The organism is Spirillospora sp. CA-294931 (genome assembly GCF_050946795.1).
GTDB lineage: Bacteria > Actinomycetota > Actinomycetes > Streptosporangiales > Streptosporangiaceae > Spirillospora.
Window position 1 is genome coordinate 9,170,190 of sequence record NZ_CP192006.1, and the last position, 24,325, is coordinate 9,194,514.

At 69.8% G+C, this 24,325-nt stretch carries 18 protein-coding genes; 11 read left to right on the forward strand and 7 right to left on the reverse strand.

Going from position 1 to position 24,325, the window contains the following annotated elements:
* Positions 1–59: 59 nt before the first annotated feature.
* Entirely contained in the window at positions 60–1,550 is a 1,491-nt protein-coding gene (locus tag ACQPY4_RS41660) for a CCA tRNA nucleotidyltransferase (RefSeq protein WP_433330943.1), read from the reverse strand.
* 260 nt (positions 1,551–1,810) lie between these two features.
* On the opposite strand from ACQPY4_RS41660, the gene ACQPY4_RS41665 reads away from it, so the two are divergent.
* The 6 genes from ACQPY4_RS41665 (at position 1,811) to ACQPY4_RS41690 (ending at position 10,548) form a co-directional block, all read left to right on the forward strand.
* A complete protein-coding gene (locus tag ACQPY4_RS41665; RefSeq protein ID WP_433330945.1) occupies positions 1,811–2,314 on the forward strand; it encodes an aminoacyl-tRNA deacylase in 504 nt (167 codons plus the stop codon).
* Positions 2,315–2,918: 604 nt separating this feature from the next.
* On the forward strand, positions 2,919–5,513 hold the full coding sequence (locus ACQPY4_RS41670) for a DUF6049 family protein (RefSeq protein ID WP_433330947.1): 2,595 nt from the start codon (positions 2,919–2,921) through the stop codon (positions 5,511–5,513).
* Between the two features lie 97 nt (positions 5,514–5,610).
* Entirely contained in the window at positions 5,611–7,206 is a 1,596-nt protein-coding gene (gene murJ, locus ACQPY4_RS41675) for a murein biosynthesis integral membrane protein MurJ (RefSeq protein ID WP_433330949.1), read from the forward strand.
* Positions 7,207–7,385: 179 nt separating this feature from the next.
* Positions 7,386–8,930, forward strand: coding sequence for a protein kinase family protein (locus ACQPY4_RS41680; protein ID WP_433330951.1), 1,545 nt, complete (start codon positions 7,386–7,388; stop codon positions 8,928–8,930).
* 173 nt (positions 8,931–9,103) lie between these two features.
* Positions 9,104–9,727 (forward strand): RNA polymerase sigma factor SigM, encoded by a 624-nt coding sequence (gene sigM / locus ACQPY4_RS41685; RefSeq protein WP_433330953.1) that lies wholly within the window; start codon positions 9,104–9,106, stop codon positions 9,725–9,727.
* Entirely contained in the window at positions 9,724–10,548 is an 825-nt protein-coding gene (locus ACQPY4_RS41690; RefSeq protein WP_433330955.1) for an anti-sigma factor family protein, read from the forward strand. Before sigM ends, ACQPY4_RS41690 begins: the two co-directional genes overlap by 4 nt.
* A gap of 140 nt (positions 10,549–10,688) precedes the next feature.
* On the opposite strand, the gene ACQPY4_RS41695 is transcribed toward ACQPY4_RS41690, so the two are convergent.
* Entirely contained in the window at positions 10,689–11,258 is a 570-nt protein-coding gene (locus ACQPY4_RS41695; protein ID WP_433330957.1) for a dienelactone hydrolase family protein, read from the reverse strand.
* Positions 11,259–11,412: 154 nt separating this feature from the next.
* Between ACQPY4_RS41695 and trxB the strand changes: the two genes are divergently transcribed.
* Together trxB and trxA are read left to right on the forward strand one after the other, a co-directional pair.
* On the forward strand, positions 11,413–12,393 hold the full coding sequence (trxB, locus tag ACQPY4_RS41700) for a thioredoxin-disulfide reductase (RefSeq protein ID WP_433330959.1): 981 nt from the start codon (positions 11,413–11,415) through the stop codon (positions 12,391–12,393).
* A 54-nt stretch (positions 12,394–12,447) separates the two neighbouring features.
* A complete protein-coding gene (trxA, locus tag ACQPY4_RS41705) occupies positions 12,448–12,762 on the forward strand; it encodes a thioredoxin (RefSeq protein ID WP_433330961.1) in 315 nt (104 codons plus the stop codon).
* 438 nt (positions 12,763–13,200) lie between these two features.
* Here the strand turns inward: trxA and ACQPY4_RS41710 are convergent, their stop codons facing one another.
* Positions 13,201–13,800: a dihydrofolate reductase family protein gene (locus tag ACQPY4_RS41710; protein ID WP_433330963.1), complete on the reverse strand. Its 600-nt coding sequence runs from the start codon at positions 13,798–13,800 to the stop codon at positions 13,201–13,203.
* Positions 13,801–14,243: 443 nt separating this feature from the next.
* The gene (locus tag ACQPY4_RS41715) at positions 14,244–14,861 is read right to left on the reverse strand and encodes a GNAT family N-acetyltransferase (protein ID WP_433330965.1); all 618 of its coding nucleotides are present in this window, start codon (positions 14,859–14,861) and stop codon (positions 14,244–14,246) included.
* 286 nt (positions 14,862–15,147) lie between these two features.
* Between ACQPY4_RS41715 and ACQPY4_RS41720 the strand changes: the two genes are divergently transcribed.
* Both ACQPY4_RS41720 and ACQPY4_RS41725 read left to right on the forward strand, forming a co-directional pair.
* Positions 15,148–16,434 carry a PLP-dependent aminotransferase family protein gene (locus ACQPY4_RS41720; RefSeq protein WP_433330967.1) on the forward strand — a complete coding sequence of 429 codons (1,287 nt, stop codon included), beginning with the start codon at positions 15,148–15,150 and terminating at the stop codon, positions 16,432–16,434.
* An 11-nt stretch (positions 16,435–16,445) separates the two neighbouring features.
* Positions 16,446–17,387: a D-alanine--D-alanine ligase family protein gene (locus ACQPY4_RS41725; RefSeq protein WP_433330969.1), complete on the forward strand. Its 942-nt coding sequence runs from the start codon at positions 16,446–16,448 to the stop codon at positions 17,385–17,387.
* A gap of 3,145 nt (positions 17,388–20,532) precedes the next feature.
* Here ACQPY4_RS41725 and ACQPY4_RS41730 read toward each other — a convergent pair.
* The 3 genes from ACQPY4_RS41730 to rsmG all read right to left on the reverse strand — a co-directional run bounded on the left by ACQPY4_RS41730 (position 20,533) and on the right by rsmG (position 23,380).
* Positions 20,533–21,513, reverse strand: coding sequence for a ParB/RepB/Spo0J family partition protein (locus ACQPY4_RS41730; RefSeq protein WP_433330971.1), 981 nt, complete (start codon positions 21,511–21,513; stop codon positions 20,533–20,535).
* Positions 21,510–22,334 carry a ParA family protein gene (locus tag ACQPY4_RS41735; protein WP_433339232.1) on the reverse strand — a complete coding sequence of 275 codons (825 nt, stop codon included), beginning with the start codon at positions 22,332–22,334 and terminating at the stop codon, positions 21,510–21,512. The genes ACQPY4_RS41730 and ACQPY4_RS41735 overlap by 4 nt, the downstream gene beginning before the upstream one ends.
* Before the next feature lie 359 nt (positions 22,335–22,693).
* Complete coding sequence (gene rsmG / locus ACQPY4_RS41740; protein ID WP_433330973.1) at positions 22,694–23,380, reverse strand: 16S rRNA (guanine(527)-N(7))-methyltransferase RsmG; 687 nt, start codon at positions 23,378–23,380, stop codon at positions 22,694–22,696.
* A gap of 158 nt (positions 23,381–23,538) precedes the next feature.
* On the opposite strand from rsmG, the gene ACQPY4_RS41745 reads away from it, so the two are divergent.
* Positions 23,539–23,997: a DUF6458 family protein gene (locus ACQPY4_RS41745; RefSeq protein ID WP_433330975.1), complete on the forward strand. Its 459-nt coding sequence runs from the start codon at positions 23,539–23,541 to the stop codon at positions 23,995–23,997.
* Positions 23,998–24,325: the final 328 nt, after the last annotated feature.

A 24,325-nucleotide genomic window follows, 5' to 3' on the forward strand; every position in this document is an offset into this window, starting at 1 on the left:
CTACCGCCCCGACAAGCCTCGCACCCACCGTCCCTCACCCGCCCGCCCCCGAATCCACCTCAGGCGGTGTCTTGGTCGGGGGCGGTCGGGGGGACGGGGAGGTTCTGCGATTCGGCCCAGGCGAGGAGTTTCCGGGTGGCGGCTTCCTTGCCGAGGATGCCCTCGTCCAGGCGGAGGTCGAGGAGGAACTTGTAGGCCTTGCCGACCAGGGGGCCGGGCTTGATGCCGAGGATCTGCTGGATCTCGTTGCCGTCCAGTTCGGGACGCATCGCCGCCAGCTCCTCCTCCTCGGCCAGGCGCTCGATGCGGGCCTCAAGGTCGTCGTAGGTGCGGCGGAGGCGGTCGGCCTTGCGCTTGTTGCGCGTGGTGCAGTCGGCGCGGGTGAGCTTGTGCAGGCGCGCCAGCAGGGGGCCCGCGTCGCGGACGTAGCGGCGGACGGCGGCGTCGGTCCACTCGCCGGTGCCGTAGCCGTGGAAACGCAGGTGCAGCTCCACCAGGCGGGAGACGTCGGTGACGATCTCCTTCGGGTAGCGCAGGGCGGTGAGGCGCTTGCGGGTCATCTTGGCGCCGACGACCTCGTGGTGGTGGAACGAGACGCGGCCGCCGGTCTCGAACCGCCGGGTCTTGGGCTTGCCGATGTCGTGCAGCAGCGCCGCCAGGCGCAGCACCAGGTCGGGGCCGTCCTCCTCCTGGGCGATGGCCTGCTCCAGGACGATCAGCGAGTGCTCGTAGACGTCCTTGTGGCGGTGGTGCTCGTCGATCTCCAGCCGGAGTTTGGGCAGCTCGGGCAGCGTGTGGTCGGCCAGGCCCGTGTCGACCAGGAGCGCGAGGCCCTCGCGGGGGTGGGCGCCGCAGACCAGCTTGGACAGCTCGTCGCGGACGCGCTCGGCCGAGACGATCTCGATGCGTGCGGCCATGTCCTTCATCGCCTGGACGACGTCCGGCGCCACCTCGAAGCCCAGCTGGGACGCGAAGCGGGCCGCGCGCATCATGCGGAGCGGGTCGTCGCCGAAGGAGTCTTCGGGACGTCCCGGCGTGCGCAGCGTCCGGCGCTGGAGATCGGTGAGGCCTCCGAACGGGTCGACGAACTCGTGGCCCGGCAGGCGGGCGGCCATCGCGTTGACGGCGAAGTCGCGGCGGCGCAGGTCTTCCTGGAGGGACGTCCCGTATGACACCTCGGGCTTGCGCGACTTGGGGTCGTAGGACTCGCTGCGGTAGGTGGTGATCTCCAGCTGGTGGTCGCCCTTGCGCAGGCCGACGGTGCCGAACTCGATGCCGATCGTCCAGACGGAGTCGGCCCAGCCCTTGATGAGCTGGAGGATCCGCTCGGGCGGCGCGTCGGTGGTCAGGTCGACGTCGGTGCCGGCGCGGTGCAGCAGCGCGTCCCTGACCGGCCCGCCGACCAGGGCCAGCTCGTGGCCGGCGGCCGCGAACCTGGCGCCGAGCTCGTCGGCTACGGGGGCCACGCGACTCAGCAGGTCGGCGATCGCCACACGCTGCTTATCCGGGGTCGCGTTCGGGTTGGGGACGGGAGCACTGGGCACGGCCATCGAGCGTATTTCCTTGGATGAGGGCTGACAAAGGGATTGGACGGTGAGGGACCTCGCCGCGAAGTCGGACCGGCGAGCCCTTCACAAGGCGCGATACCCGGGTTACGTTCTGAACACCCCGAGGACGCCCCGCGCGAGCCTCCCGTATGTCCAACGGTATCGGGGTCCGGCAGCGACTTGCTCCAACGGCCACGCAGCCCCGGCACGGTTAGGACGTGCTCTGGGGGTATGTGGGGAGACCCATCGAGTAGGAGCTGACGATGAAGGACGCTCTCACCATTCACCGCGCGTTGCTCGAACGGGAGATCGTCCACGAGATCGTGCGTCTCCCGGTGGCGATCGGCGGCGCCGACGAGCTTCCCGGGGCACTCGGCCTGCGGTCGGGCCGTTGCCTGGTCACCCGGGTGTACGCGTGCAACGACGTCCACCGCGAGCAGCGCTTCCTCGTCGGGACGATCGTCCCGGCGGGCGTCCACCCGCCGACCGACCTGGTGCGCCGGGCCGTGGGGGCGCGGCTGATCCGTCCGGCCAGGGCCGATCTGGTCAACGCGGTGACCGAATACGCGGCGGAACTGGTCTGCCCGCTGCTGCTGCCGGACACGATGCCCCTGCTGATCGACGAGAGCGTCGTCGACGGCCTGGGCGTGGACGACGTCGTCTACACCGCCACCGGGGAGCCGTCCACGGCCCTGGGCATCCGCGCCCTGGACCTGTACGCGCTCTGCGGCGCCAAACCGCTGCGCCTGCCCGCCCCCGCATCATGAACCCGAGCGCCAAACCGCCGAGGTCGCCCGCCCCGGCTCGTGATCCGCGAGGCAAGCTGGAACGGTGACCAACGCGCCGGGCGATCCGCCAAGCGAGTGGGAACGGTGACCGACGCGCCGGGCGATCCGCAAAGCGAGTGGGAACGGTGACCGACGCGTCGGGCGATCCGCAAAGCGAGTGGGAACGGTGACCGACGCGTCGGGCGATCCGCGAGTTAAGGGGGAGCGCGACAATCGCGTCGGGCGATCCGCCAAGCGAGTGGAAGCGGCGGCAAACGCGTCGGGCGATCCGCCAAGCGAGTGGGAGCGACCGACCAACGTGTCCGTGATCCGCCAAGCAAGCTGGAAGGTGACCGACGCGCGGGGTGATTCGCGAGGCAAAGTGGAGGGGTGCCCGGCACGCCGGGCGAAACGAATCTGAGACGGGGACGGCAGGGGGCAGGCGGCCTGGAAGGGGCGCCGACGGGACGATCCGTGGACGCGACGGCGACGGAAGGTCTGACGGCACCGGCGTCGGGACTACCATCGAGCGCGTGATGCGGGAAAGCGACGCCCGATGTCCGCAGGCCGTCCCGGCACGGGGTGGTCCTTGGGCGGACATGGCGTGAGAGCGGTCATACGCGCGGCCGGAGCGGTCGCCCTGCTGTCCTGCATCGTGGCGGTCCAGACTCCCGCGCTGGCCACGACGCCCGACCCCGACCGCGACCGGCGGGTCTCCCGATCGGCCCGCCACCAGCCGGACGAGCGTTCCCAGGTCACGCTGGCGCTGACCAAGGTCACGCCCAAGACGGCCAAGGACAAGGGCAGGGACGCCAAGGTCACGCTGGCGGGCACCGTGACGAACCGGTCCGGCCAGCCGCTGCCCGGGCTCTCGGTCCGGCTGCGCTACCGGGGCTCCCCGGTGACCAGCCGCGACGAGCTCAACCAGCTGGCGTCGGCGCGTCCCGGCACGTTCCAGGGATTCGGCTCGCACCAGCAGCTGACCAAGGCCGCCGCGGTCAACGGCACCGAGAACTGGCAGGTCTCCATCGACACGGCGGTCATGGGGCTGCGGCTGCGGGGCTTCGGGGTCTACCCCGTCGGCGCGGAGGTGGTGACCGCCGCCGGGCAGGTACTGGACGACGTCACCACGTTCATCACCTACGTTCCCGACAAGACCAAGATCCAGAAGACGTCGATCGCCTGGGTGTGGCCGCTGATCGACCGCCAGCACCGCACGAACGACCGGACGTTCATCGACGACCAGCTCACCACCGACATGAGCGCGGGAGGACGGCTGTCCGGCCTGGTCAACGCGGCCGCGACGACCACCACGCCGCTGACCTGGGCGATCGACCCGGCGCTCATGGACGACGTCGATGCCATGTCCAAGGACTCGTACATGGTGCGGGCGCCGCAGACACGCAAGGGCCAGCGCAAGCCGAAGAGCACCACGGCCCCGATCTGGCTCGACGCGCTGCGCAGGGCGTCCGAGAAGGACCCTTATTTCACCGTCCCGTATGCCGACCCGGACGTCATGGCCCTGGTCCGCAACAAGAACTACGGGCAGCTCGCGCTCGCCTACAGCAACAGCGGTGTGGCCTCGCAGGTCCTCGGCCGCCGGGGCAACCTGCGCGAGATCGCCTGGCCGCCCGCCGGGGTGGCCGGACCCCAGACGCTCAACCAGCTCGCCGAGCGCGGACGGCTGCGCAAGACCGGCTCGTTCCTGCTGACCGACCGGCTGTTCGGCCCGCCCGCCACGAGCGCGCCGTCCGGCGTGACCACCCGCGTGGCCACCGAGCGCGGCAGCCACCGGGCCATCACCTACGACGCCAAGCTCAGCCAGATCGTCAGCGGAAACAGCCGCACCCCCGGCGCCGCCGCCCTGGCCGAGCAGCGCTTCCTCGCCGAGACCACCCTGATCAACGCCGAGAACCCGGCGACCCCGCGCACCGTCGTCGTCGCCCCCGACCGGCACTGGAACCCCTCGCCCGCGTTCGCCAAGGCCGTGCTCACCTACAGCGCCAAGGCGCCGTGGCTGCGTTCGATCGGGCTCGACCAGGCGGCGGCCACGCCGCCGCAGGAGCGCGAGCTGCGGGGCATCGCGGGCGCGGGCGACGACGAGCTCGGCGGCGCCTACCTCGACGAGGTCCAGGAGATCTCCAGCGACGCCGCCAAGTTCTCCTCGATCATGGTCGAGCCGTACAACATCAAGTACCAGCGCGCCGTCCTGCGGATGGAGTCGGCGGCCTGGCGCAGACGCTCGGCGCGGGCCGTCCAAGCGCGCGAGGAGCTGGAGTCCCAGCTCAGAACCGACATGCGCAGCGTGCGGGTCATCACCAGGCGGGCCGCGCTCGGCGGCGGCTCGGGCCAGACCCTGGCGACGGTGACCAACGAGCTGCGGAACCAGACGGTCAAGGTCCAGGTCGAGGTCAGTTCGCGCAGCCCCGCGCTCAAGGTGGGCGAGCTCATCGAATCCCAGCAGGAGTTCGAGCTCGGGCCCGGCAAGCGGGTCACACTGAGAATCCCCGTCGAGGCGTCCGGCAACGGCAACTTCCCGCTGGAGGTCCAGCTCAGGAACTCCGAGGGCGAGGATTTCGGGGACGGCCAGATCATCACCGTCCGCACCACCGGTTACGCGCGGATGGCGTCGCTCATCATCGGCGGCGCGCTTGCCGTAATCTTCGTGGGCGTCGGAGTGCGGGCCATGCGAGCAAGGCGCCGCCGGAAAGCGGAGGCAGCCGGTGACGGATCGGAACCAGCCACGGCCGGAGCCTTGGCGTCCGCAGAACCCGACGCCTGGGTCGCCGAATCCTTCCCCTCCGCCGCGGAGGCCGCAGGGCCCTACTCCCCAGGGGCAACCGCCCCCGCCTCCACCGCCCCAGACGCCGCGTCCGCAGGGTCCTACGCAGAGACCGCCCCAGCCGCCCCCGCGCAGACCGGCCCAGCCCCCGCAGAGGCCCCCGGGACCTCCGCCACAGAATCCGCGACCCCAGGCCCCTCCGCCGCAGGGCCCGCCCCCGCAGGGCCATCCGCCCCAGGGTCCGCCTCCGCACGGCCGTCCTCCGCAGGGCCAGCCGCCGCAGAACCCCGGACCGCGCAGACCGCAGGCCCCTTCGCCGCACCCGTCTCAGAGGCCCCAGCCCCAGCCGAACCCGCGGATACCTGGGCCTCCTCCGACGACGGGCAATCCTCAGGCGGCCGCCACCACCGCGATTGACATTCCCCTCCCCGGGGGAGCGGGCGCGGCGGGCCCGCCGGACGAGAAGCCACCCGCCCGCGGCGGCGCGTCCGCGATCCTGCGCTCCGGCGCGATCATGGCGATCGGGACGCTGGCGTCCCGCATCACCGGGTTCCTGCGCACCGCGATGCTGGTCGCCGCGCTCGGCACCGGCGCGCTCGCCGACGCCTACAACACCGCCAACACGGTGCCGTTCATCGTCTACGACCTGCTCCTGGGCGGCATCCTCACCGCCGTCGTGGTGCCGCTGATCGTCCGGGCCCGGGAGGAGAACCCCGAATACGGGGCGAAGTACGAGCAGCGCCTGTTCACGCTGGCCGTCCTCGGGCTGGCGGCCATGACCGCCGCCGCCGTGGCGCTCGGCCCGGTGTTCATCTCCATCTACGGCGACGCGATGGACGGCGACCAGCGCGACCTGGCCGTGCTGTTCGCGCGGCTGTTCGCCGTCCAGATCTTCTTCCTGGGCGTCAGCGCGTTCGCGGGCGCGATCCTCAACACCCGCAAACGGTTCGGCGCGCCCATGTGGGCGCCGGTGCTGAACAACATCGTCATCTGCTGCACCGCCGCCGCGTTCATCGTGGTCAGCACCGGCAGGGTCGGGCCCGAGAACATCACCGACGGCCAGATCATGCTGCTGGCGGGCGGCACGATCGGCGGCATGGCCCTCCAGACGCTGGCGCTGTGGCCGTCGCTGCGCGGTTCGGGTTTCCGCTGGCGTCCCCGCCTCGACTTCCGCAAGGGCGAGCTGGGCCGGATCGGCTCGATGGCGATCTGGTCGCTGTCCTACGTGGTGATCACCCAGGTCGGGTTCGCGGTGACCACCCGCCTGGCCAACGCCGCGGGCGTCATGGGACGCGAGGAAGACCTGGGCGACGTCGGTTACACGCCCTACTTCAACGCCTACCAGCTGTTCCAGCTCCCGTACGCGATCATCGGCGTCTCGGTGATCACGGCGTTGCTGCCCCGGATGAGCGAGCACGCCGCGGGCGGACGCCTCCAGGAGGTCCGCGACGACTTCTCCAACGGGCTGCGGCTCTGCACCGTGATCATCCTGCCCGCGGCGGGGCTGATGGCCCTGCTCGGCCAGGACATCGCCGTCGTCCTGTTCGCCCACGGCCAGACCAGCGTCGACAACGCCCAGGTCATCGCGCAGGTGCTCCAGCTGTTCGCGATCGCGCTCGTCCCGTTCGCCGCCTACCAGCTCATGCTCCGCGTCTTCTACGCGATGCAGGACACTCGGACCCCCACGTTCATCAGCGTCGGCGTGGTCGCCACCAACGTCGCGATGGCCGTCACGGCCTACAAGATCCTGCCCACCGACAAGATCATCGTCGGTATCGCGGGCGGGTTCGCGCTCGCCCAGACCGTCGGCGCCGCCCTCGGCTGGATGGTCCTGCGCCGCCGCCTCGGCGGGATGGACGGGCGCCGCGTCTTCACCACCTACCTCAAGCTGGCCGTCGCGCTGTGGCCGCTGATCGGTTTCGCCTACGCGACCCACGCGATCCTGGACGCCTGGATCGGTGCCGGGACGCTGTCGGGTCTGCTGAGCCTGGCGGTCGGCAGCGCCGGCGGCGGCCTGCTCTACCTGCTGTTCGCCAAGCTCCTGCGGGTCGGCGAGGTCCAGTCCATGATCTCCATGGTGGCCGGACGACTTCCCGGAGGGCGACGGTAAAGCGAGGCAAAGAAGACAGGACGCGCGGCGATAAGGCACCTTCCGAACGGAGTAGCCACTACCATGTGGGGGACTACGGCTTGCGGGGCGACACCCTGGGGAACGCAAAAGAGGAGGGTCGGAGGCGTAAGCTGCCACGCCACGAACATGGGATCTGACCACCTGCGCAGGACGTTGCCGTGAGCACGTCAGTCATCGAGCCCGGCACGCGCCTCGCCGGACGCTACCGCCTGGAAGAGCGCATCAGCGACTCGGGCGGCTCCTCTCTCTGGAAGGCCATCGACGAGATCCTGGCTCGCGCCGTGGCCGTCCGGACCTTCGAACCCGGCTTCCCCCGCGTCAGCGAGGTCGTCACCTCCGCCCGGGCCGCCAGCAGGCTCACCGATCCCCGCGTCACCCAGGTCTTCGACGCCGACGACACCGGCGAGAGCGCCTATGTCGTCAGCGAGTGGGTCCAGGGCGAGACGCTGGAGCAGATGCTCGGCAAGCAGCCCCTCGAACCGGGCCGCGCCACCACCCTGCTCTACGAGGCGTCCGAGGCCGTCACCGCCGCCCACAACGCGGGCCTGTCCCACCTGTGCCTGTCGCCCCGCGACCTGGTCTGGACGACCGGCGGCACCGTCAAGCTCCTCGGTGTCGCCACCGACGCCGTCCTGAACGACGCCGGCGCCGACGACACCGCGGCGCAGGACGTCCGCGGCCTGGGCGCCATGCTCTACGCCGCCCTCACCGCCCACTGGCCCGGCGACCCCAAGCGCTCGGGTCTCCCCGCGGCTCCCACCGGCGACGACGGCTCCCTCCAGGGGCCGCGCCAGATCCGTCCCGGCATCTCCTACGCCGTCGACGCCATCGTCTGCCGCGCCCTCGGCATCACCCAGCACGATCCCCTCACGACCCCGGCCGAGTTCTCCACCGCGCTGCGCGGCGTCCCGAGAACGCCGCTCCCGCTCTTCGCCGGTCTGGGCTCCCCTCCTCCCGCGCCTCCCCGGCCCGCCCCGCAGCAGCCACAGCAGCGTCCGGCCGCCGCCCCGCAGCGGCGTCCTCAGGAGCAGCAGCAGACCGTCCGCCACCAGACCACCGTCGACACCGCCCCCGCGGCGCCGACAAAGCCGCGGGGTGGCGGCAACCGCGCCCTGCTCGGCGTGGCCGCGGCCGCCCTCACGGTGATCGTCGGCCTCGGCGCCTGGGCCCTGGCCAGTGACGAGGACGACCCGAAGGGCTCCGGCAAGTCCGGCGTCACCGACCCGGGCAACAAGCCCAAGCCGACCAAGCCGCTCGTCGGCAGGCTCAAGGTCCAGAACGTCATCGCCGCCGAAGACCCGCGAGGCAATCACCCCGACGCCGCCATCCAGAACAACCTCCAGGCCCTCACGGACGGACGCACGGCCGGCAGGACGTGGAGCACGCAGAGCTACAACGACACCGACTTCGGCCGTCTCACCAAGGGCCTGGGCGCCGTCCTCGACCTGGGCCGTCCCATGAAGTTGTCGAACGTCAAGGTGTTCAGCCCCGAGGGCGGCGGCATCATCCAGATCAAGATCGGCGACACGTCGAGCCACGCGGCCATGCGGCCGGTCGAATCCCAGTCCACCGTCACGGGCGAGACCACGATCAACATCACCTCCCAGGCGCGGGGGCGTTATGTCCTGGTCTGGTATACCAAGCTCCCCATGTCCCGCAAGGGCAAGCTCAGCGAGATCGCGGTGTACGGCTCGCCCGGCTAGCACCGGGGTACCTCACGGTAACGAGTTCGCTGCGGATGGAGCACGGTGGGGGATCTGGGCTGTGACGTGGGGCGGCGCTTGTCGGTATCGTGCGTGTGAGCAGAATGTCCCCTCCCTTCAGGAATCCCGGTGACGACCCGAGCAGGCAGCCCAGGCCGCGAGAGCGGGCGTCCATGACGTCGGTCAGCACGCGGCGCGTGGACGAGGTGCCCGACAAGGAGCTGCTCGCCCGGCACGCCCAGGGTGACCCGCACGCCTTCGGCCAGCTGGTGCACCGCCACCGCGACCGGATGTGGGCCGTGGCCGTCCGCACCCTCGGCGACCAGGAAGAGGCCGCCGACGCCCTCCAGGACGCCTGCCTGTCGGCCTTCCGCGCCGCCGAACGCTTCCGCGGCGACGCGGCCGTCACCACCTGGCTGCACCGGATCGTCGTCAACGCCTGCCTCGACCGGATCCGCCGCAAGTCCGTCCGGCCGGCCACGCCGATGGGCGACGAGGCCACCTTCGACGCCGTCGCGCCCAAGATGCCCGACCCCACCGACTCCCACGGCGTCGCGCTCGACGTCCACCAGGCCCTGGCCCAGCTGCCGTTCGAGCAGCGTGCGGCGCTGATCCTGGTCGACATGATGGGGTACTCGGTCGACGACGCCGCCCAGGTCCTGGAGGTCCCAGCGGGGACGATCAAGAGCCGCTGCGCACGAGGCCGCGCGAGGCTCGCACCACTTCTCGTCCACCACCGGAACCGAAAGGACAGCAAGAACGTCGGAGGTGTGGAAGGAGGTGGCATGCCCAAATGAACCCCGCACACCTTGACTACGACACTCTGGCCGACCTGGCCGAAGGTCTGCTCGAGGACGACACGGCCGCCTCCGTCAACGCGCACCTCGACACCTGCGCCGAATGCCGGGACCGCTCCGCCGACCTTGCGGACGTCTCCCGGATCCTGGCGGAGGCCCCCGTACCGTCCATGCCCGCCGAGCTGGCCTCGCGCATCGATTCCGCCATCGCGGAGGAATCGCTGAACAGCGCCACCGTGGTGAGCCTGGAACAACGGCGCGGCAGGCGGCATTGGCGGATTCTCTCGGCCGCCGCGGCGACGATCGTCGTGCTCGGCGGCGGAGCCGTGGTCGGCAAGGCGGCCCTGGACGGGTCGTCCAGCAGCGACCACCAGTCATCTGCGCCCGCGCGCAGCAGGTCGGCGCAGGCGGACTCCAGCAACGAGGGGGCCGCCAAGACCGCTCCCTCGACCCGCTCGGTACGCCCCCAGATCGCACCCTCGGAGGGCGCCGGAGCGCCCCCGACCTCCGGTGTGCCGGTCACCAAGACCGGCATCGACTACCGCAGGTCCGACCTCGGAACCCAGGTCGACCGGCTGCTGGGCAAGGGCAACGAGCTCAAGCTCGACGCCACCCCCGCCGACCGCCGCCTCTCCGAATGCGTCCGCAAGGTCGCCGGAGGCCGCGCCCCCGCCCTGGTCGACCGCGCCAGGTTCGAGGGCAGTCCCGCCACTATCATCGCCCTGAACTCAACCGAGCCGGGCGTCTGGGACATCGTGGTGGTCGGCCCCGCCTGCTCCGCCACGAACCCCCACATCCTGGTCCAAGGCTCCACCAAGTAACCTCGGCCCGGCCCCCACCTGGGGGCCGGCCCCAGACCCACATACCCCAGCCCTCAGCCGCCCGCACCCCCGCCCCTTCATCCGGATGAGGTGGTGGTGCAGCGAGGACAGCGGCCAGTTCGAAGGCCGCTGTCGTGGGCTCACAGGGAGCTGACGAAGTCCGTCGCGATGTTCCAGGCGCGTTCGGCGGCCTCGGCGTCGTGGTCGGGGAGGTCGGGGTCGGTGAAGAGGTGTCCGGCTCCCGGGTAGCGGAAGACCTCGACGTCGGCTCCGGCCCTGCGCATCCGCAGGTACCAGGCGTTCTGCCAGTCGACGGGCTCGTAGGTGTCGGGGTCGGCGACGTGGAGTTGCACCGGCAGTTCGGTGGACGCGTCGTCGGCCAGGTCGGACGTCCCGTGCATCAGGAGCAGGCCTCGGGCCTTGGCGTCCGCGAGGGCCAGGGTCTGGGCCAGTGCGCCCCCGAGGGAGAACCCCGCGTACACCAGGCCGTCGTCCGAGATCGGGGCCGCCGCGGTCACGGCGCGCTTGAGAAGTTCCTCACGTCCGATCTCCTCCTTGATCGCGATCCCGTCCTCGGGGACGTCGGCGACACGTCCGTCATAGAGGTCCGGAACGTGCACTTCGTGACCTTCCGCACGCAGCCGATCCGCCGCCAGGTGGACGGCCGGACGCAGCCCGTACATCGAGTGCAGCAGGAGGATCTTCGCCATGCGGCCAGCTTACGGGCGCGACAGGGCCGCACGGGAATCACCGGGCTCTAGTATCGGTTGACGCGACTGGCAGGCCGGGTCGTGCCGGAGGCGCACAGCAGGCGGCCACGAGAAGTCGTCTGGCACCGAAGGCGAACGAGGAGAGGCACAGACAGTGAGCGACGACGTCCGCAACGTCATCATCATCGGCTCGGGACCCGCGGGCTACACGGCCGCGATCTACGCGGCCCGCGGCGATCTCAAGCCCCTGGTGTTCGAGGGCTCGGTGACCGCCGGCGGCGCCCTGATGAACACCACCGACGTCGAGAACTTCCCCGGGTTCCCCGACGGGATCATGGGCCCCGACCTGATGGACGGGCTGCGCAAGCAGGCCGAGCGCTTCGGTGCCGAGCTCATCACCGACGACGTCACCGAGGTGGACCTCAACGCCGACCCCAAGGTCGTGAAGGTCGACGGCGACGTCTACTACGCCCGCGCCGTGATCATCGCGACGGGTTCCGGCTACCGCGAGCTGGGCCTGGAGAACGAGAAGCGCCTGTCGGGACGCGGCGTCTCCTGGTGCGCCACCTGCGACGGCTTCTTCTTCCGCGACCAGGACATCGCCGTGGTCGGCGGCGGCGACACCGCCATGGAGGAGGCGACCTTCCTCACCAAGTTCGCCCGCAGCGTCACGGTGATCCACCGCCGGGACGAACTGCGCGCCAGCAAGATCATGCAGGACCGCGCCTTCGCCAACGAGAAGATCAAGTTCCTGTGGAACAGCGAGGTCGTCGAGGTTCACGGCGACGATCGGGTTACCGGCGTCCAGGTCCGCGACACCCGCACCGGCGCTGACAGCCGCCTGGACGTCACCGGCCTGTTCATCGCCATCGGCCACGACCCGCGCAGCGAACTGTTCACCGGCCAGCTCGACGCCGACGCCGACGGGTATCTTCTCGTCGACGCTCCGACCACCAGGACGAAGATCCCCGGCGTGTTCGCCTCCGGCGACGTGGTCGACCACATCTACCGTCAAGCCATCACCGCGGCCGCCAGCGGCTGCTCCGCCGCCATGGACGCCGAGCGGTGGCTCGCGGACCAGGGCATCGCCGAGACCGTCCCGCAGGACGCTTCGGAACTGTCCGTCCAGGGCTGAGAGCAAGGGCGGCGGGCCCACCGCCGCCGGGGGAAAGAACCACAAGGAGAGCGCATGAAAGCCGTGACCGACGCCGACTTCGAAGCCGAGGTTCTCAAGAGCGACAAGCCCGTCCTGGTCGACTTCTGGGCGGAGTGGTGCGGCCCCTGCCGGATGGTCGGCCCCATCCTTGAGGAGATCTCCAAGGAGCACGGGGACAAGCTCGAGATCGTCAAGATGAACATCGACGAGAACCCCAAGGTCCCCGCCTCGTACAACGTCATGCAGATCCCGACGCTGAACGTCTACAAGAACGGCGAGGTCGTCAAGCAGATCATGGGCGCCAAGCCCAAGGCCGCCCTCCTCAGAGACCTGGCCGAGTTCGTCTAAAGCCCCACACCGAGGCCCCGCCCCACCAGGGACGGGGCCTCACCCATCCCTGGTGGGCCCGCGTCCCGTCCCGTCCACAGCACCAGACCCCTAACCGGGACGCTTGGCGGACGTCGCACCCCTCTTCCGATACGTCCCACCGGCCACAACACACGCTTCCGACGTGTTCAGATCACCCAGCGCACGCGACCCCGCTGTCCCGAAACGCTGACAATGAGCCCGGCGGACACGTACTTAAGGACGTGGGCAGCAGATCCCCGCCCCCATTGCGTTCAATGGCATCCCAGGCCAGCGAGCCGCCAACCAACTCACGGCAGCGCTCCTACACCCCACCCTGCCGCCAGCCCGCCCGCTCGGGGCCCATCAATGCACGTCATCGGGACACGCGCTGGCCCAACCGCATGCCCAAGCCGCGATGTGCGAGACGACGTCGGCGGCTCAGGAACTGGTCACGCGATAGGTCAGGTGAGTGGCGGCGCTGCTCTCGCGCACGTCCGCCGGGCCTTCCAGGACGCGCGGCGCCAGCTTCAGCTGGCTGAAGAAGGGCGTCCCGGCTCCCAAAAGCACAGGAACCAGGCTGACCCTGACCTCTTCGAGCAGGCCGGCGTCCAGGGCCTGCGAGGCGATCATGCCGCCGTTGAGCCCGACGTCCTTGCCGTCCGCCAGCTCGCGAGCCCTGGCCACGGCGGCCTCGATTCCCTCACTCACGAACACGAAGTTCTCGCCTTCGCGCTCCCAGCCGTCCGGGACGCTGTGCGTGAGCACCACCGTGGTGCGGCCCAGAGGGTGCCGGCCGCCCCACCCCTTGGTGAAGTCAAAGAGGCGACGCCCCACGACCAGCGCCCCCGTCGTCTCCATGATCATGCGGAAGAACTCCGCATTCGCCGGAGACATCTGCATGGTGAGCTCGGGGTCGGTGGTCTCGACCGTGACCTCGCCATCGCTGTACCACTTGAAGAGATGCTCGAAGCCCGTCTCGTCCGGCCCGGCGATGTATCCGTCCAGCGACATGCTCGCCGCGGTGTAGACCGTCGTCACAGGCGGCCTCCTTTCGCTCGTTTCCGTTTCTCACAGAGTCAGACCAGCAAGCCACCCAGAACTCATCGGCCCGGCCGCTGCAGAAGCCTCTGAGGGTGCTGCCCCAGCGCAATCGGCAGGGCTGACGGATACCACAGCCGCCTGGTCCCCGGGGGCGAGTCACACCTCGCCGCCGCCCTACGCCCACACCTTGGGCGAGCGATCTACGGCGAGCCTCCGGAGCTGGACGCGGTGGGGACGCGCTGCCGTGCAATCGATTGGGGACGCGGAGAGGGGTGGCGTGTCTCCGCGGACTCAAGGCTGCCGCGTCCCGTCCATCGGCCCGCACGCAAGGCCACCTAGAGACGCTGGACGTTTCGAGCGAACCGTCCCTTCGACGTCGTTCGCCGGCCTCAGCGCGCCGCACGGCACCTCCGCCGCTTCCCCCGGGGGCTGAGAAGGGCTTAGACGGGACGGAGGGCGCCCTCTGGGGTCATGGAGCCAAGCAGACGTTCTAGGGCGACCTCGACATCCTCACGCCACGACAGGGCGGACTTGAGCTCGAGGCGCAGGCGCGGGTAGCGGTGGTGGGGCCGGACGGTCTTGAAGCCGACGGACAGGAGGTAGTCGGCGGGCACCATGCAGCCGCCCTCCTCGCCCTTGAGGTCTCCGAACGCCTCGATGGCCTTTACGGCGCGGCGGTTAAGGTCCTTCGCGACGCCCTGAACCAGCATGCGTCCCAGCCCGCCCCCGGCGAATTCGGGGACGATGTGAGCGGTCATCAGCAGAACGGCGTCTGCGCTCACGGGGCTTGTGGGGAAGGCCACCGAGCGCGGGACGTACAGGGGCGGCGCGTACATCACGAAACCTGCTGGGACGTCGTCCACGTAGACGATCTTTCCGCAGCTGCCCCACTCCAGGAGCGTGGACGAGATCCACGCTTCCTTCTCCAGTTCGGGGGCTCCGGCCTCGACGGCGCGGTCGCCGCTGACGGGGTCGAGCTCCCAGAAGACGCACCGACGGCAGCGGTGGGGGAGATCGCTCAGATTGTCCAGCGTGATGTTGACGAGACGACGCGACACCGGTTCGGCCCCCTAAAGTCCCGTCCGGTCCGGCCCTGGACCTTCGTGGCGCGCTGGACATGAGCCGGTTGGACGAGCGTGTTCGGTACGGGGATCTCGTGCGGAGCGCCACTTCGCGGAAATTCCCGGCAACGTTCCGGGACCCTCGGGCATCGTATCTGACAGGGATTCGGACCGGTCGCAGCAGCGTGGCGACGATCGCGGGACGGGGAAACGTACGGGGCGCATCCCGGCGCCATCTGGGGGATGGCGTATTTTGCAGGACATTACGAGCCTTGGAGGGCCGATGGAGCAGCACGCGCGGACCGATGCCTACACCGACCGCTACGCCGCCCGTGCCGCCGGAATGGTCCCCTCCGAGATCCGCGCCCTGTTCGCCGTGGTCAGCCGTCCCGAGATCGTCTCGCTCGCCGGGGGCGCGCCCTACGTGTCGGCCCTCCCCCTGGACATCGTCGGCGACATGATCGGCGATCTGGTCGCGGGGAGAGGCGCCGAGGTCCTGCAGTACGGGTCGGCGCAGGGGGACGCCGAGCTGCGCGAGCGCATCTGCGAGGTGATGGCCCTCGAAGGCATCCGGGCGAGCGCGGAGGACGTTGTCGTGACGGTCGGCGCCCAGCAGGCACTCGACCTCATCACGAAAATCTTCATTGACCCGGGCGACGTGATCCTCGCCGAGGCGCCGTCCTACGTCGGTGCGCTCGGCACGTTCGCGTCTTATCAGGCGGACGTCGTGCACGTTCCCCTCGACGAGGGCGGGCTCATCCCGGCCGCGCTGCGCGAAACGCTCGATCGCCTCGCCCGCGAGGGACGGCGGGTCAAGTTCCTCTACACCGTGCCCACCTTCCAGAACCCTGCCGGCGTCACCCTCACGGCCGCCCGCCGCTCGCAGATCCTTGAGATCTGCGCCGAGCACGACGTCCTGATCATCGAGGACAACCCGTACGGGCTCCTCGACGGCGACCCCATGCGCGCCATGCGGGCGGACGACCCCGAGCGCGTGATCTACCTCGGCTCGTTCTCCAAGACCATCGCGTCCGGTCTGAGGGTCGGCTGGGTGCTGGCGCCCCATGCCGTCCGCGCCAAGCTCGTCCTGGCCGCCGAGTCGGCGACCCTGTGCCCCTCGAACTTCTCCCAGCTCGCCGTCCGCGAGTACCTCAACACCCAGCCGTGGCGCGAGCAGATCAAGAACTTCCGCGAGCTCTACCGCGAACGCCGCGACGCCATGCTGGACGCCCTGGAAACGCAGATGCCGGGCGGTTGCACGTGGACGCGTCCCGCCGGTGGCTTCTTCGTCTGGCTCACGCTTCCCGAGGGCCTTGACTCCAAGGCCATGGCTCCCCGCGCGATCGCCGAGCGCGTGGCCTACGTCCCCGGCACCGGCTTCTACGCCGACGGTTCCGGCCGACGCCAGATGCGCCTGTCGTACTGCTTCCCCGAACCGCACCGCATCCGCGAAGGCGTCCGCCGTCTCGCAGGGGTCGTGGAACAGGAGATCCGACTGCGGGACACTTTCGGAGGAGCCGGGAGCAGCATCCCGAACGGCGTGGAAGCACCCGGCCCTCACGTCGTCTGAAGGGCATCGCTTTGGAACTGGGGCACGTCGTCGTCCTCGCGGGAGGCCTCTCCTACGAACGGGAGGTCTCCCTTCGCTCCGGCCGACGGGTCGCCGAGGCCCTGCGCTCGCTCGACATCTCCGTGGAACTCCGGGACGCCGACGCCACGCTCCTGGACGCGCTGGCGAACGATCCCCCGGACGTCGTTTTCCCCGTGCTGCACGGCGCAGCGGGGGAGGACGGCTCCATCCGCGACGTCCTGGAGCTCATCGGCATCCCGTACGTCGGCGCCCGCCCCGACGCCTGCCGGATCTCCTGGGACAAGCCGTCCGCCAAGGCGGTGGTCCGCCAGGCCGGGCTCCTGACTCCCGACTCGGTCGCGCTCCCGAAGGAACTCTTTCACGACCTGGGCGCCGCGAGCGTCCTCGACTGGATCGTCAAGCGCCTGGGCCTTCCCCTCTTCGTCAAGCCCACCCGAGGCGGCTCCGCCCTCGGCAGCTCCGTCGTCCACGAGGCCCACGAACTCCCGTCCGCCATGGTCGCCTGCTTCGCCTACGGCGACACCGCCCTGGTCGAGCAGTACATCGAAGGCACCGAGGTCGCCGTCAGCGTCATCGAACGCGACGGCGAGCCCCACGCGCTCCCCGCAGTGGAGATCGTCGCCCCCGGCGGCCGCTACGACTACACCGCCCGCTACAACGCCGGCGACACCGAGTTCATCACCCCGGCCCGCCTGACCCCCGAAGCCACCGCCCGCGCCACGGCCGCCGCCGTGACCGCCCACCGCGCGCTCAACCTCCGCGACCTCTCCCGCACCGACCTCATCGTCACCCCCACCGGCGAACCCCACTTCTTGGAAGTCAACGTCGCCCCCGGCATGACGGAGACCAGCCTCCTCCCCCGCGCCATAACCGCCGCCAACCTCACCCTCGCCACGGTCTGCCAGAACCTCCTCCACCACCGCTTCACGTGAAACCCACCCCGTTTCCCGTGAAACATCCCCAGCACCAGCACGAACAGCGGGAACTGGCTCGCGGGCACTGAGCGAAACTCCGCACCCAGCTCAGACTCCGACAACGCCGCATCAGCCTAGGTTTCCCGTGAAACCTTCCGGGGTCGGCGCCCAAACAAGGGCAAGCCCGGCAATTGGCGGCCCCAGAGAGCGCGCCCAGGCGGCGATGCGCCCTATCGATCGTGGCTAGCCACCTCGCCGAAGCGGACTAGCGGCGACAGGAACCAGTTATGGCTATCGTTGTGGACATTCGACAAGGCTGCTGCGTCGATTGAAGGCTGGGGAGCACGCCTTGGTGGTGGCCATGCTGGCGGTGGGAATGCTCGCCGCAGGGCTGCTGGCCGCAGGACTCCGAGAGAATCGCCCTGACTCTGAGGTCGCCGGGCTGGGGATTCGGCAAGCCGAGTGGTCTTCGTCGGACCATCAGCCTCTCTGAAGGATGGGGCGCCCACCGCTGGGAGGGACGCGCTGGCTGCTGAATGGGCGACGCGCGCATTGGTTTAGTCGCTCGCGTGGTCGACCATGAGCGTCGCGGCCATCGACAGGGCAGACTGCGCCCGTCGCCGCCGGATGAGGTAGGTCTTTGGTGGCGTGAGCCCGTCTCCATAGCGATCGTCTGCTCATTCGGGCGGCGGGTACTGACCGATCCGCGGATCGTCCTGTCTGGTCTCCACCACTGAGGACCTTGTACGCGCCCACCGCCCGCGAATGGGCACAGGGATCCTCGAGTCGATGCACAAGGTCTGCGCCAGGCAGCCGACCGCGTCGCCCCACCTTGCACCGACTCGAAGACCTGGACTCAGGTGGCACCCGGCTCCCAGCATTTCGCCGTTCGCAGAGGGCTCGCCAGAACCCAGCACGTACGGAACGCCCCGCATGGGGAAGTGGCGATCAACCGCCTCCACAGGCCCATCGCGGCCGAGGGTTCGATTTCGTTTGGCTTCGCTTCGGTGACCAAAGCTCCCGGGTCAACGTCGGGCCCAGACGTGGACGGGTACGACCTAGCGGACAGCGATGCCTGGGCGAATGAGGCGTGACCCTGCCAGATCCGGTGCCTCAACGGCGATCGCCTCGTACGGTTTCGCGTGAAACATGGCTCGCAGCGCTGGCAGTCCTGAGCGGGCGCCTCTCTGTTGGTTCGAACCAGGGAAAGCGGGGACGGGGCGAATTCATCAAGAGGATGGACGGTTGCCCTCCCCTCTTCGCTGTGCGTTCTTGAGTGCTTGAGGCACCATCTCCGGCTAGCCGAGTGGGCAATGTTGCATCAGTCCGGAGTTCGTTCGAGAGCGCGCGAGTTCAGTCGGGCTTGACTGCTTGGAGGCAGAGCAGACTCCGGTGGTTGCCCGGTTACGCCACTCGGCGGAAGGGCGGGCGTCCCCGCATTTGCTAGCTGAGTTTGTGTTCTTCAGTGGAGGCGTGGGGTGGTTCGATGCGCCTACGGCGTGTCCAGGGGAGCTGCTTTCGGGTGTCGCGTCAGCGGAGGCGTCCGCCTGCCCCCTAATCGTGGTCATCGTGTGCCGCCGTGCTCCCAAGTCCACGCCACTCGCCGCCCTCCGCTGCTGGGGAGAAGGACGGAAGGAACGAGAAGCTCCGGGATCTCCCTCGTGTGGCAGCCGAATCAGGAAGCGGCCGCCTGCCGGACGGCCGTAACGCCGCCTCACTCACCGGGCCATCAAACCCCGCGATCTCGGCGTTCAGATAGGGCAGCGCATCCTTAGCCGAACCCGGCGGGTTCGGCCGCGCGGCCGTCACCGTCAGGGCGTAGATCACTCAGACCTTGCGGCGTGGTCGCAACCGCAGAGGCGTCGGGCTGGCTGGTGTGGGGATTTGGACGTCCCCTGGAAGCCTTGGCCGATGTGCGATCTCCCTGTGTCCGGCCGTGGGAGAGGAGAGGTCCTCGGGGGCCTAGGTTGATCGTTTCGTTGAGAGCTGACTTCCGCTGGGGACTGCGTGGTGCTCCGGCCCTTGAACCTGGGACGAGCGAGGGCGCAAAGGGGATTTTTGCGGTTGGACGCGTCTTGTGCGTCCCTGCGTCCGTGCGCCCGGGTGCTGGACGTCTTGGTGGACGCGCGCCTGTGCGCGCGGGGGGAGACCTTGGCGGACGGGAGTCTGCGCGCGGGAGCTGAAGGGCTTGGCGGACGAGCGTCCACGCCCGCGGAAGCCGGACGTCGCGGCGGACGGACGCCTGTGCGCGCGGGGGGAGACCTTGGCGGACGGGAGTCTGCGCGCGCGGGAGCTGAAGGGCTTGGCGGACGAGCGTCCACGCCCGCGGAAGCCGGACGTCGCGGCGGACGGACGCCTGTGCGCGCGGGGGGAGACCTTGGCGGACGGGAGTCTGCGCGCGCGGGAGCTGAAGGGCTTGGCGGACGAGCGTCCACGCCCGCGGAAGCCGGACGTCGCGGCGGACGGACGCCTGTGCGCGCGGGGGGAGACCTTGGCGGATGGGAGTCTGCGCGCGGGAGCTGAAGGGCTTGGCGGACGAGCGTCCACGCCCGCGGAAGCCGGACGTCATGGCGGACGGACATCCATACGCCCGGGGGGCTGACGTCTTGGCGGACGGGAGTCTGCGCGCGCGGGAGCTGAAGGGCTTGGCGGACGAGCGTCCACGCCCGCGGAAGCCGGACGTCGCGGCGGACGGACGCCTGTGCGCGCGGGGGGAGACCTTGGCGGATGGGAGTCTGCGCGCGGGAGCTGAAGGGCTTGGCGGACGAGCGTCCACGCCCGCGGAAGCCGGACGTCATGGCGGACGGACATCCATACGCCCGGGGGGCTGACGGCGTGGCGGACGGGAGTCTGCGCGCGCAGGAGGCTGGAGGGCTTGGCGGACGAGCGTCCACGCCCGCGGAAGCCGGACGTCGCGGCGGACGAACGTCCGTACGCCCGGAGGCTGACGTCTTATGCCCGGGGGCTAGACGCCTTTGTGGACGCGCGTCCGTGCGCCCGGAGCGCTGGAGGTCTTGGCGGACAGATGTCCGTGCGCCCTCGGAACTGGGAGGGCTTGGTGGAGGGGGCGTCCGTGCGGTCGGGCGGGACTGGCAGGCTTGGGGTTCTGGGGAAATGAGTGCGCCCCGGGGCTTTTGGGCTCCGGGGCGGTCTCTGGGTGGGGTTACTGGTCGCGGTTTGGGGTGCCCAAGTCGTCGTCTGGGGCCATGGACTTGATGATGCGGTCCAGGTCTTCCAGGGAGGCGAACTCCACGACGATCTTGCCCTTGTTGCGGCCCAGGTCTACGCGGACGCGGGTTTCGTAGCGGTCGGAGAGGCGGTCCGCCAGTTGCTTGAGGGCTGGGGCGACCGGCTTCTTGCGGCGGCCCTGGCGGGGAGCCTTGGGGCCCTCTTCCGCCTCGCGCATGGCGATGATCTCTTCGACCGCGCGGACGGAGAGGCCCTCCTGGACGATGCGGGCGGCCAGGTGCTCCTGGGCGTCGGTGCTCTCCAGGGAGAGGAGGGCGCGGGCGTGGCCGGCGCTGAGGACGCCTGCGGCTACGCGGCGTTGGACTCCAGGCGGGAGGTTCAGCAGGCGCAGCGTGTTGGTGATGTGCGGGCGGGAGCGTCCGATCTTGCTGGCGAGTTGCTCGTGGGTGGCGCCGAAGTCCTCCAGCAGTTGCTGGTAGGCGGCCGCTTCTTCCAGCGCGTTGAGCTGCTGGCGGTGGAGGTTCTCCAGGAGCGCGTCGCGGAGCATGTCGTCATCGCTGGTGTTGCGGACGATGGACGGGATGACGTCCAGTCCGGCGACCTGGGCGGCGCGCCAGCGGCGCTCGCCCATGACGAGCTCGTAGTCGTGCTCCTCGTCGTAGACCTTGCGGACGACGATGGGCTGGAGCAGGCCGACGATGCCGATGGACTCGGCCAGCTCGCTGAGGGCGTCCTCGTCGAAGTGCTCGCGTGGCTGCCGAGGGTTGGGGCGAATCGAGAGGACGGGGACCTCGGCGAAATGCGCTCCGGCGACGGGCTGCATTTCGCGGTACAGGGACGTCCCGGCCTCGGCGGAGTTGGTGCCGTCCGAGTCGTTCGTAGGGGAAGCGGCGGGAGGTGCCGGCGGGAGAAGCGCCCCGAGGCCCTTGCCGAGTCCGCGTCGCTGCTGGCTCACTTGGACACTCCCGGTCCACCGCGGTGGGCCATCTCGGATGCGGCCTCGCTGTAGGCGAGCGCCCCGCTGGAGCCGGGGTCGTAGGTCATGACGGACTGCCCGTAGCTGGGGGCCTCAGATACCCGGACGCTCCGGGGGATAACGGTGTTGAGAACGACGTCGCCGAAGTGGTTCCGCACGTCGTCCGCCACCTGGGCGGCCAGGCGGGTGCGCGCGTCGTACATCGTGAGAAGGATGGTGGAGACCTTGAGATCCGGGTTGAGGTGCGCCTTGACGAGATCGACCGTGCGAATCAGCTGGCCGAGCCCTTCGAGGGCGTAATACTCGCACTGGATCGGGATCAGCAGCTCGTCGCCACCGACCAGGGCGTTGACGGTCAGCAGGCCCAGGGACGGCGGGCAGTCGATCAGGACGTAGTCGAACTTGTCGGTGTCGTAGGCGTCGAGCGACCGGCGAAGGCGTGATTCTCGGGCGACCTTGGAGACGAGTTCGATCTCGGCGCCGGCGAGGTTCAGGTTCGCCGGGGCGCAGAAGAGGTTCGGGATGTCGGGTGCCGGGACGACGATGTCGTCCAGCGGCAGGTCTTCGATCAGGACCTCGTAGATCGAGGGAATCTCCGCGTGGTGCTCCACGCCGAGCGCTGTCGAGGCGTTGCCCTGCGGGTCGAGGTCGACGACCAGCACCTGGGCGCCGTGCATCGCGAGCGAGGCCGCCAGGTTCACGGACGTGGTCGTCTTGCCCACGCCGCCCTTCTGGTTGGCGATCGTGATGATGCGGCAGTCGGCGGGCCTGGGCCATTCCTTCTCCCGTCGGCCCGACATGACCTTGAGAGCGTTCACCGCGGTTTCATGTGAAACCTTCGCGTCCTTGAGCGCCTCGCGCACGAGTTCTGACTCCCCCTGAGATGGTCCCTTGCGCGGTGTCGACTGCTGTCCGCTGTTGGTCGGGACGTAGCCGACGTTGTCCGCGGTCCCGGACGTCGTGTTTCCCCACATGGCGTGGCCGGAGGGAGGCGTCCCCTTGTCCTCCGGCGCGGACGCGGCAGGCGTCGTCTCGCCCTCGGCCTCGTCCCGGTCGGGCCATCCCAGACCGGCCGCGTCCTCGGCCTCCACCGGCTCGGTGGCTGGCTCTTCGGGGGGTTCGTCGGCGCGGTCAGGCCAGCCCAGTCCTGGTCCCGTGCTCATGAAGACCTCTTCCTCGACCCTTTTGCGCGGCCCTTTCCGGACGGTCGACCCCGGCCGGTGTCCCGGCCCTGAGCGCGTTCGGCGACCACACGGACAAGCGTTGTCGGCGGATCGACCCTACCGTGCCCGACTTGCAGCAGTTCGGTCGTACGCACCCCGAAGCGCTTGAGGGTGGGCAATGCCTCGTCGAGTTCGGTGGCGGCGCGCTCGCCCTTGAGCGCGAGGAGTTCGCCTCCGGGACGCAGCAGGGGCAGCGCCCATTTGGCCAGTCGCTCAAGGGGTGCGACGGCGCGGGCGGTGGCAACGTCCACGGCGAACTCATCGACGACGTCCTCGGCGCGCCCACGATGTACCTGGACGTTCTCCAGCCCGAGCATGTCGACGCACTCGTTGAGGAAGACCGTCCTGCGCAGGAGGGGTTCGAGGAGGGTGACGGTGAGGTCGGGCCGGACGATGGCCAGGACGACGCCCGGCAAGCCGGCGCCCGAACCGATGTCCACGACGTGGGCCTTCTCAGGGATGACCTCCGCCACCACCGCGCAGTTGATCAGGTGCCGCTCCCAGAGGCGGTCGACCTCCCGAGGCCCGATCAGCCCGCGCTCGACACCGGCGTCGGCGAGAAAGTCCGCGTAGCGTTCCGCGGTCGGCAGCGCGTCACCGAATACCTCTTGTGCGATCCCCACCATCCGAATCGTTCCACATGTAGCGCCCAAGACACACACGCGACGTGCACGTACAGAGCTTCATCACCCCTTTCCCCACGAGCCTCCATGCATATTCGCCGCCCTCCGGGTACAGCGTGGACCAGTGACCGTCCGCCCCCGGAAGGAGGCTCCGAACCATGGGTATCGGAGTCAGTTTGGCCATGATCGCCCTCGGGGCGATCCTCGCTTTCGCCCTCCGCATCGATCTGAGCGGCGTGGACATCCAGATGGTCGGAATGATTCTGATTCTGATCGGGCTGATCAGCATGGCATTCACCCTCAAATACACGCGGCCGCGCCGCCGCGCGAGCGTGATGTCCGGCGTCGACCCCGGCTATGTGGATGAGCCGCCTCAGGGCGAGACGGTGGTCCATGAGGAGCGCGTCATCGAACGTCCCGTGGCAGGGGGTGGCACTGAGCGCGTCGAACGCATCGTGGAACACCCCGTCCAGCCGGGCGAAGACCTCCACACATCGTCAACGTCCCATTCGGCCCAAGACCCGGCCGAGGCTCAGAACCCCGCATACGCCCAGGACCCCGCGCGTTCCAATCGCTCCGGCGCCCGGCCGCGGGCCCCGCACGAACGCCGTATCTGAGCGGACTGCAGGCGGCCGTCCATCACTGTGGTTGGTGGGCGGCCGTGGACCTTAAGTGATGGCAGGTTTGCTGGGGTGGTGGGTGGGCTTCGCGGGATGTGAAGCCGTGGCGTCGGCTCCTTCCAGGGACCTGCGCGAGAGCTGAGTGGGTGCTTGTACGCCGTCCCAGTTGGGCCCCGTCGTGCTGACTTGCCCTGTGCTGGGCCGTGCTTCTCGCTCCCTTGTTCGTTGCCCAGGTCGGAGGCTGGTGCTGGCAGGACGTTCGGTGCGGGGCGTTCATCACGTTGGACGCGCCGCGTTGCCGACGCGGCCGTGTGCTCCCGGGGGA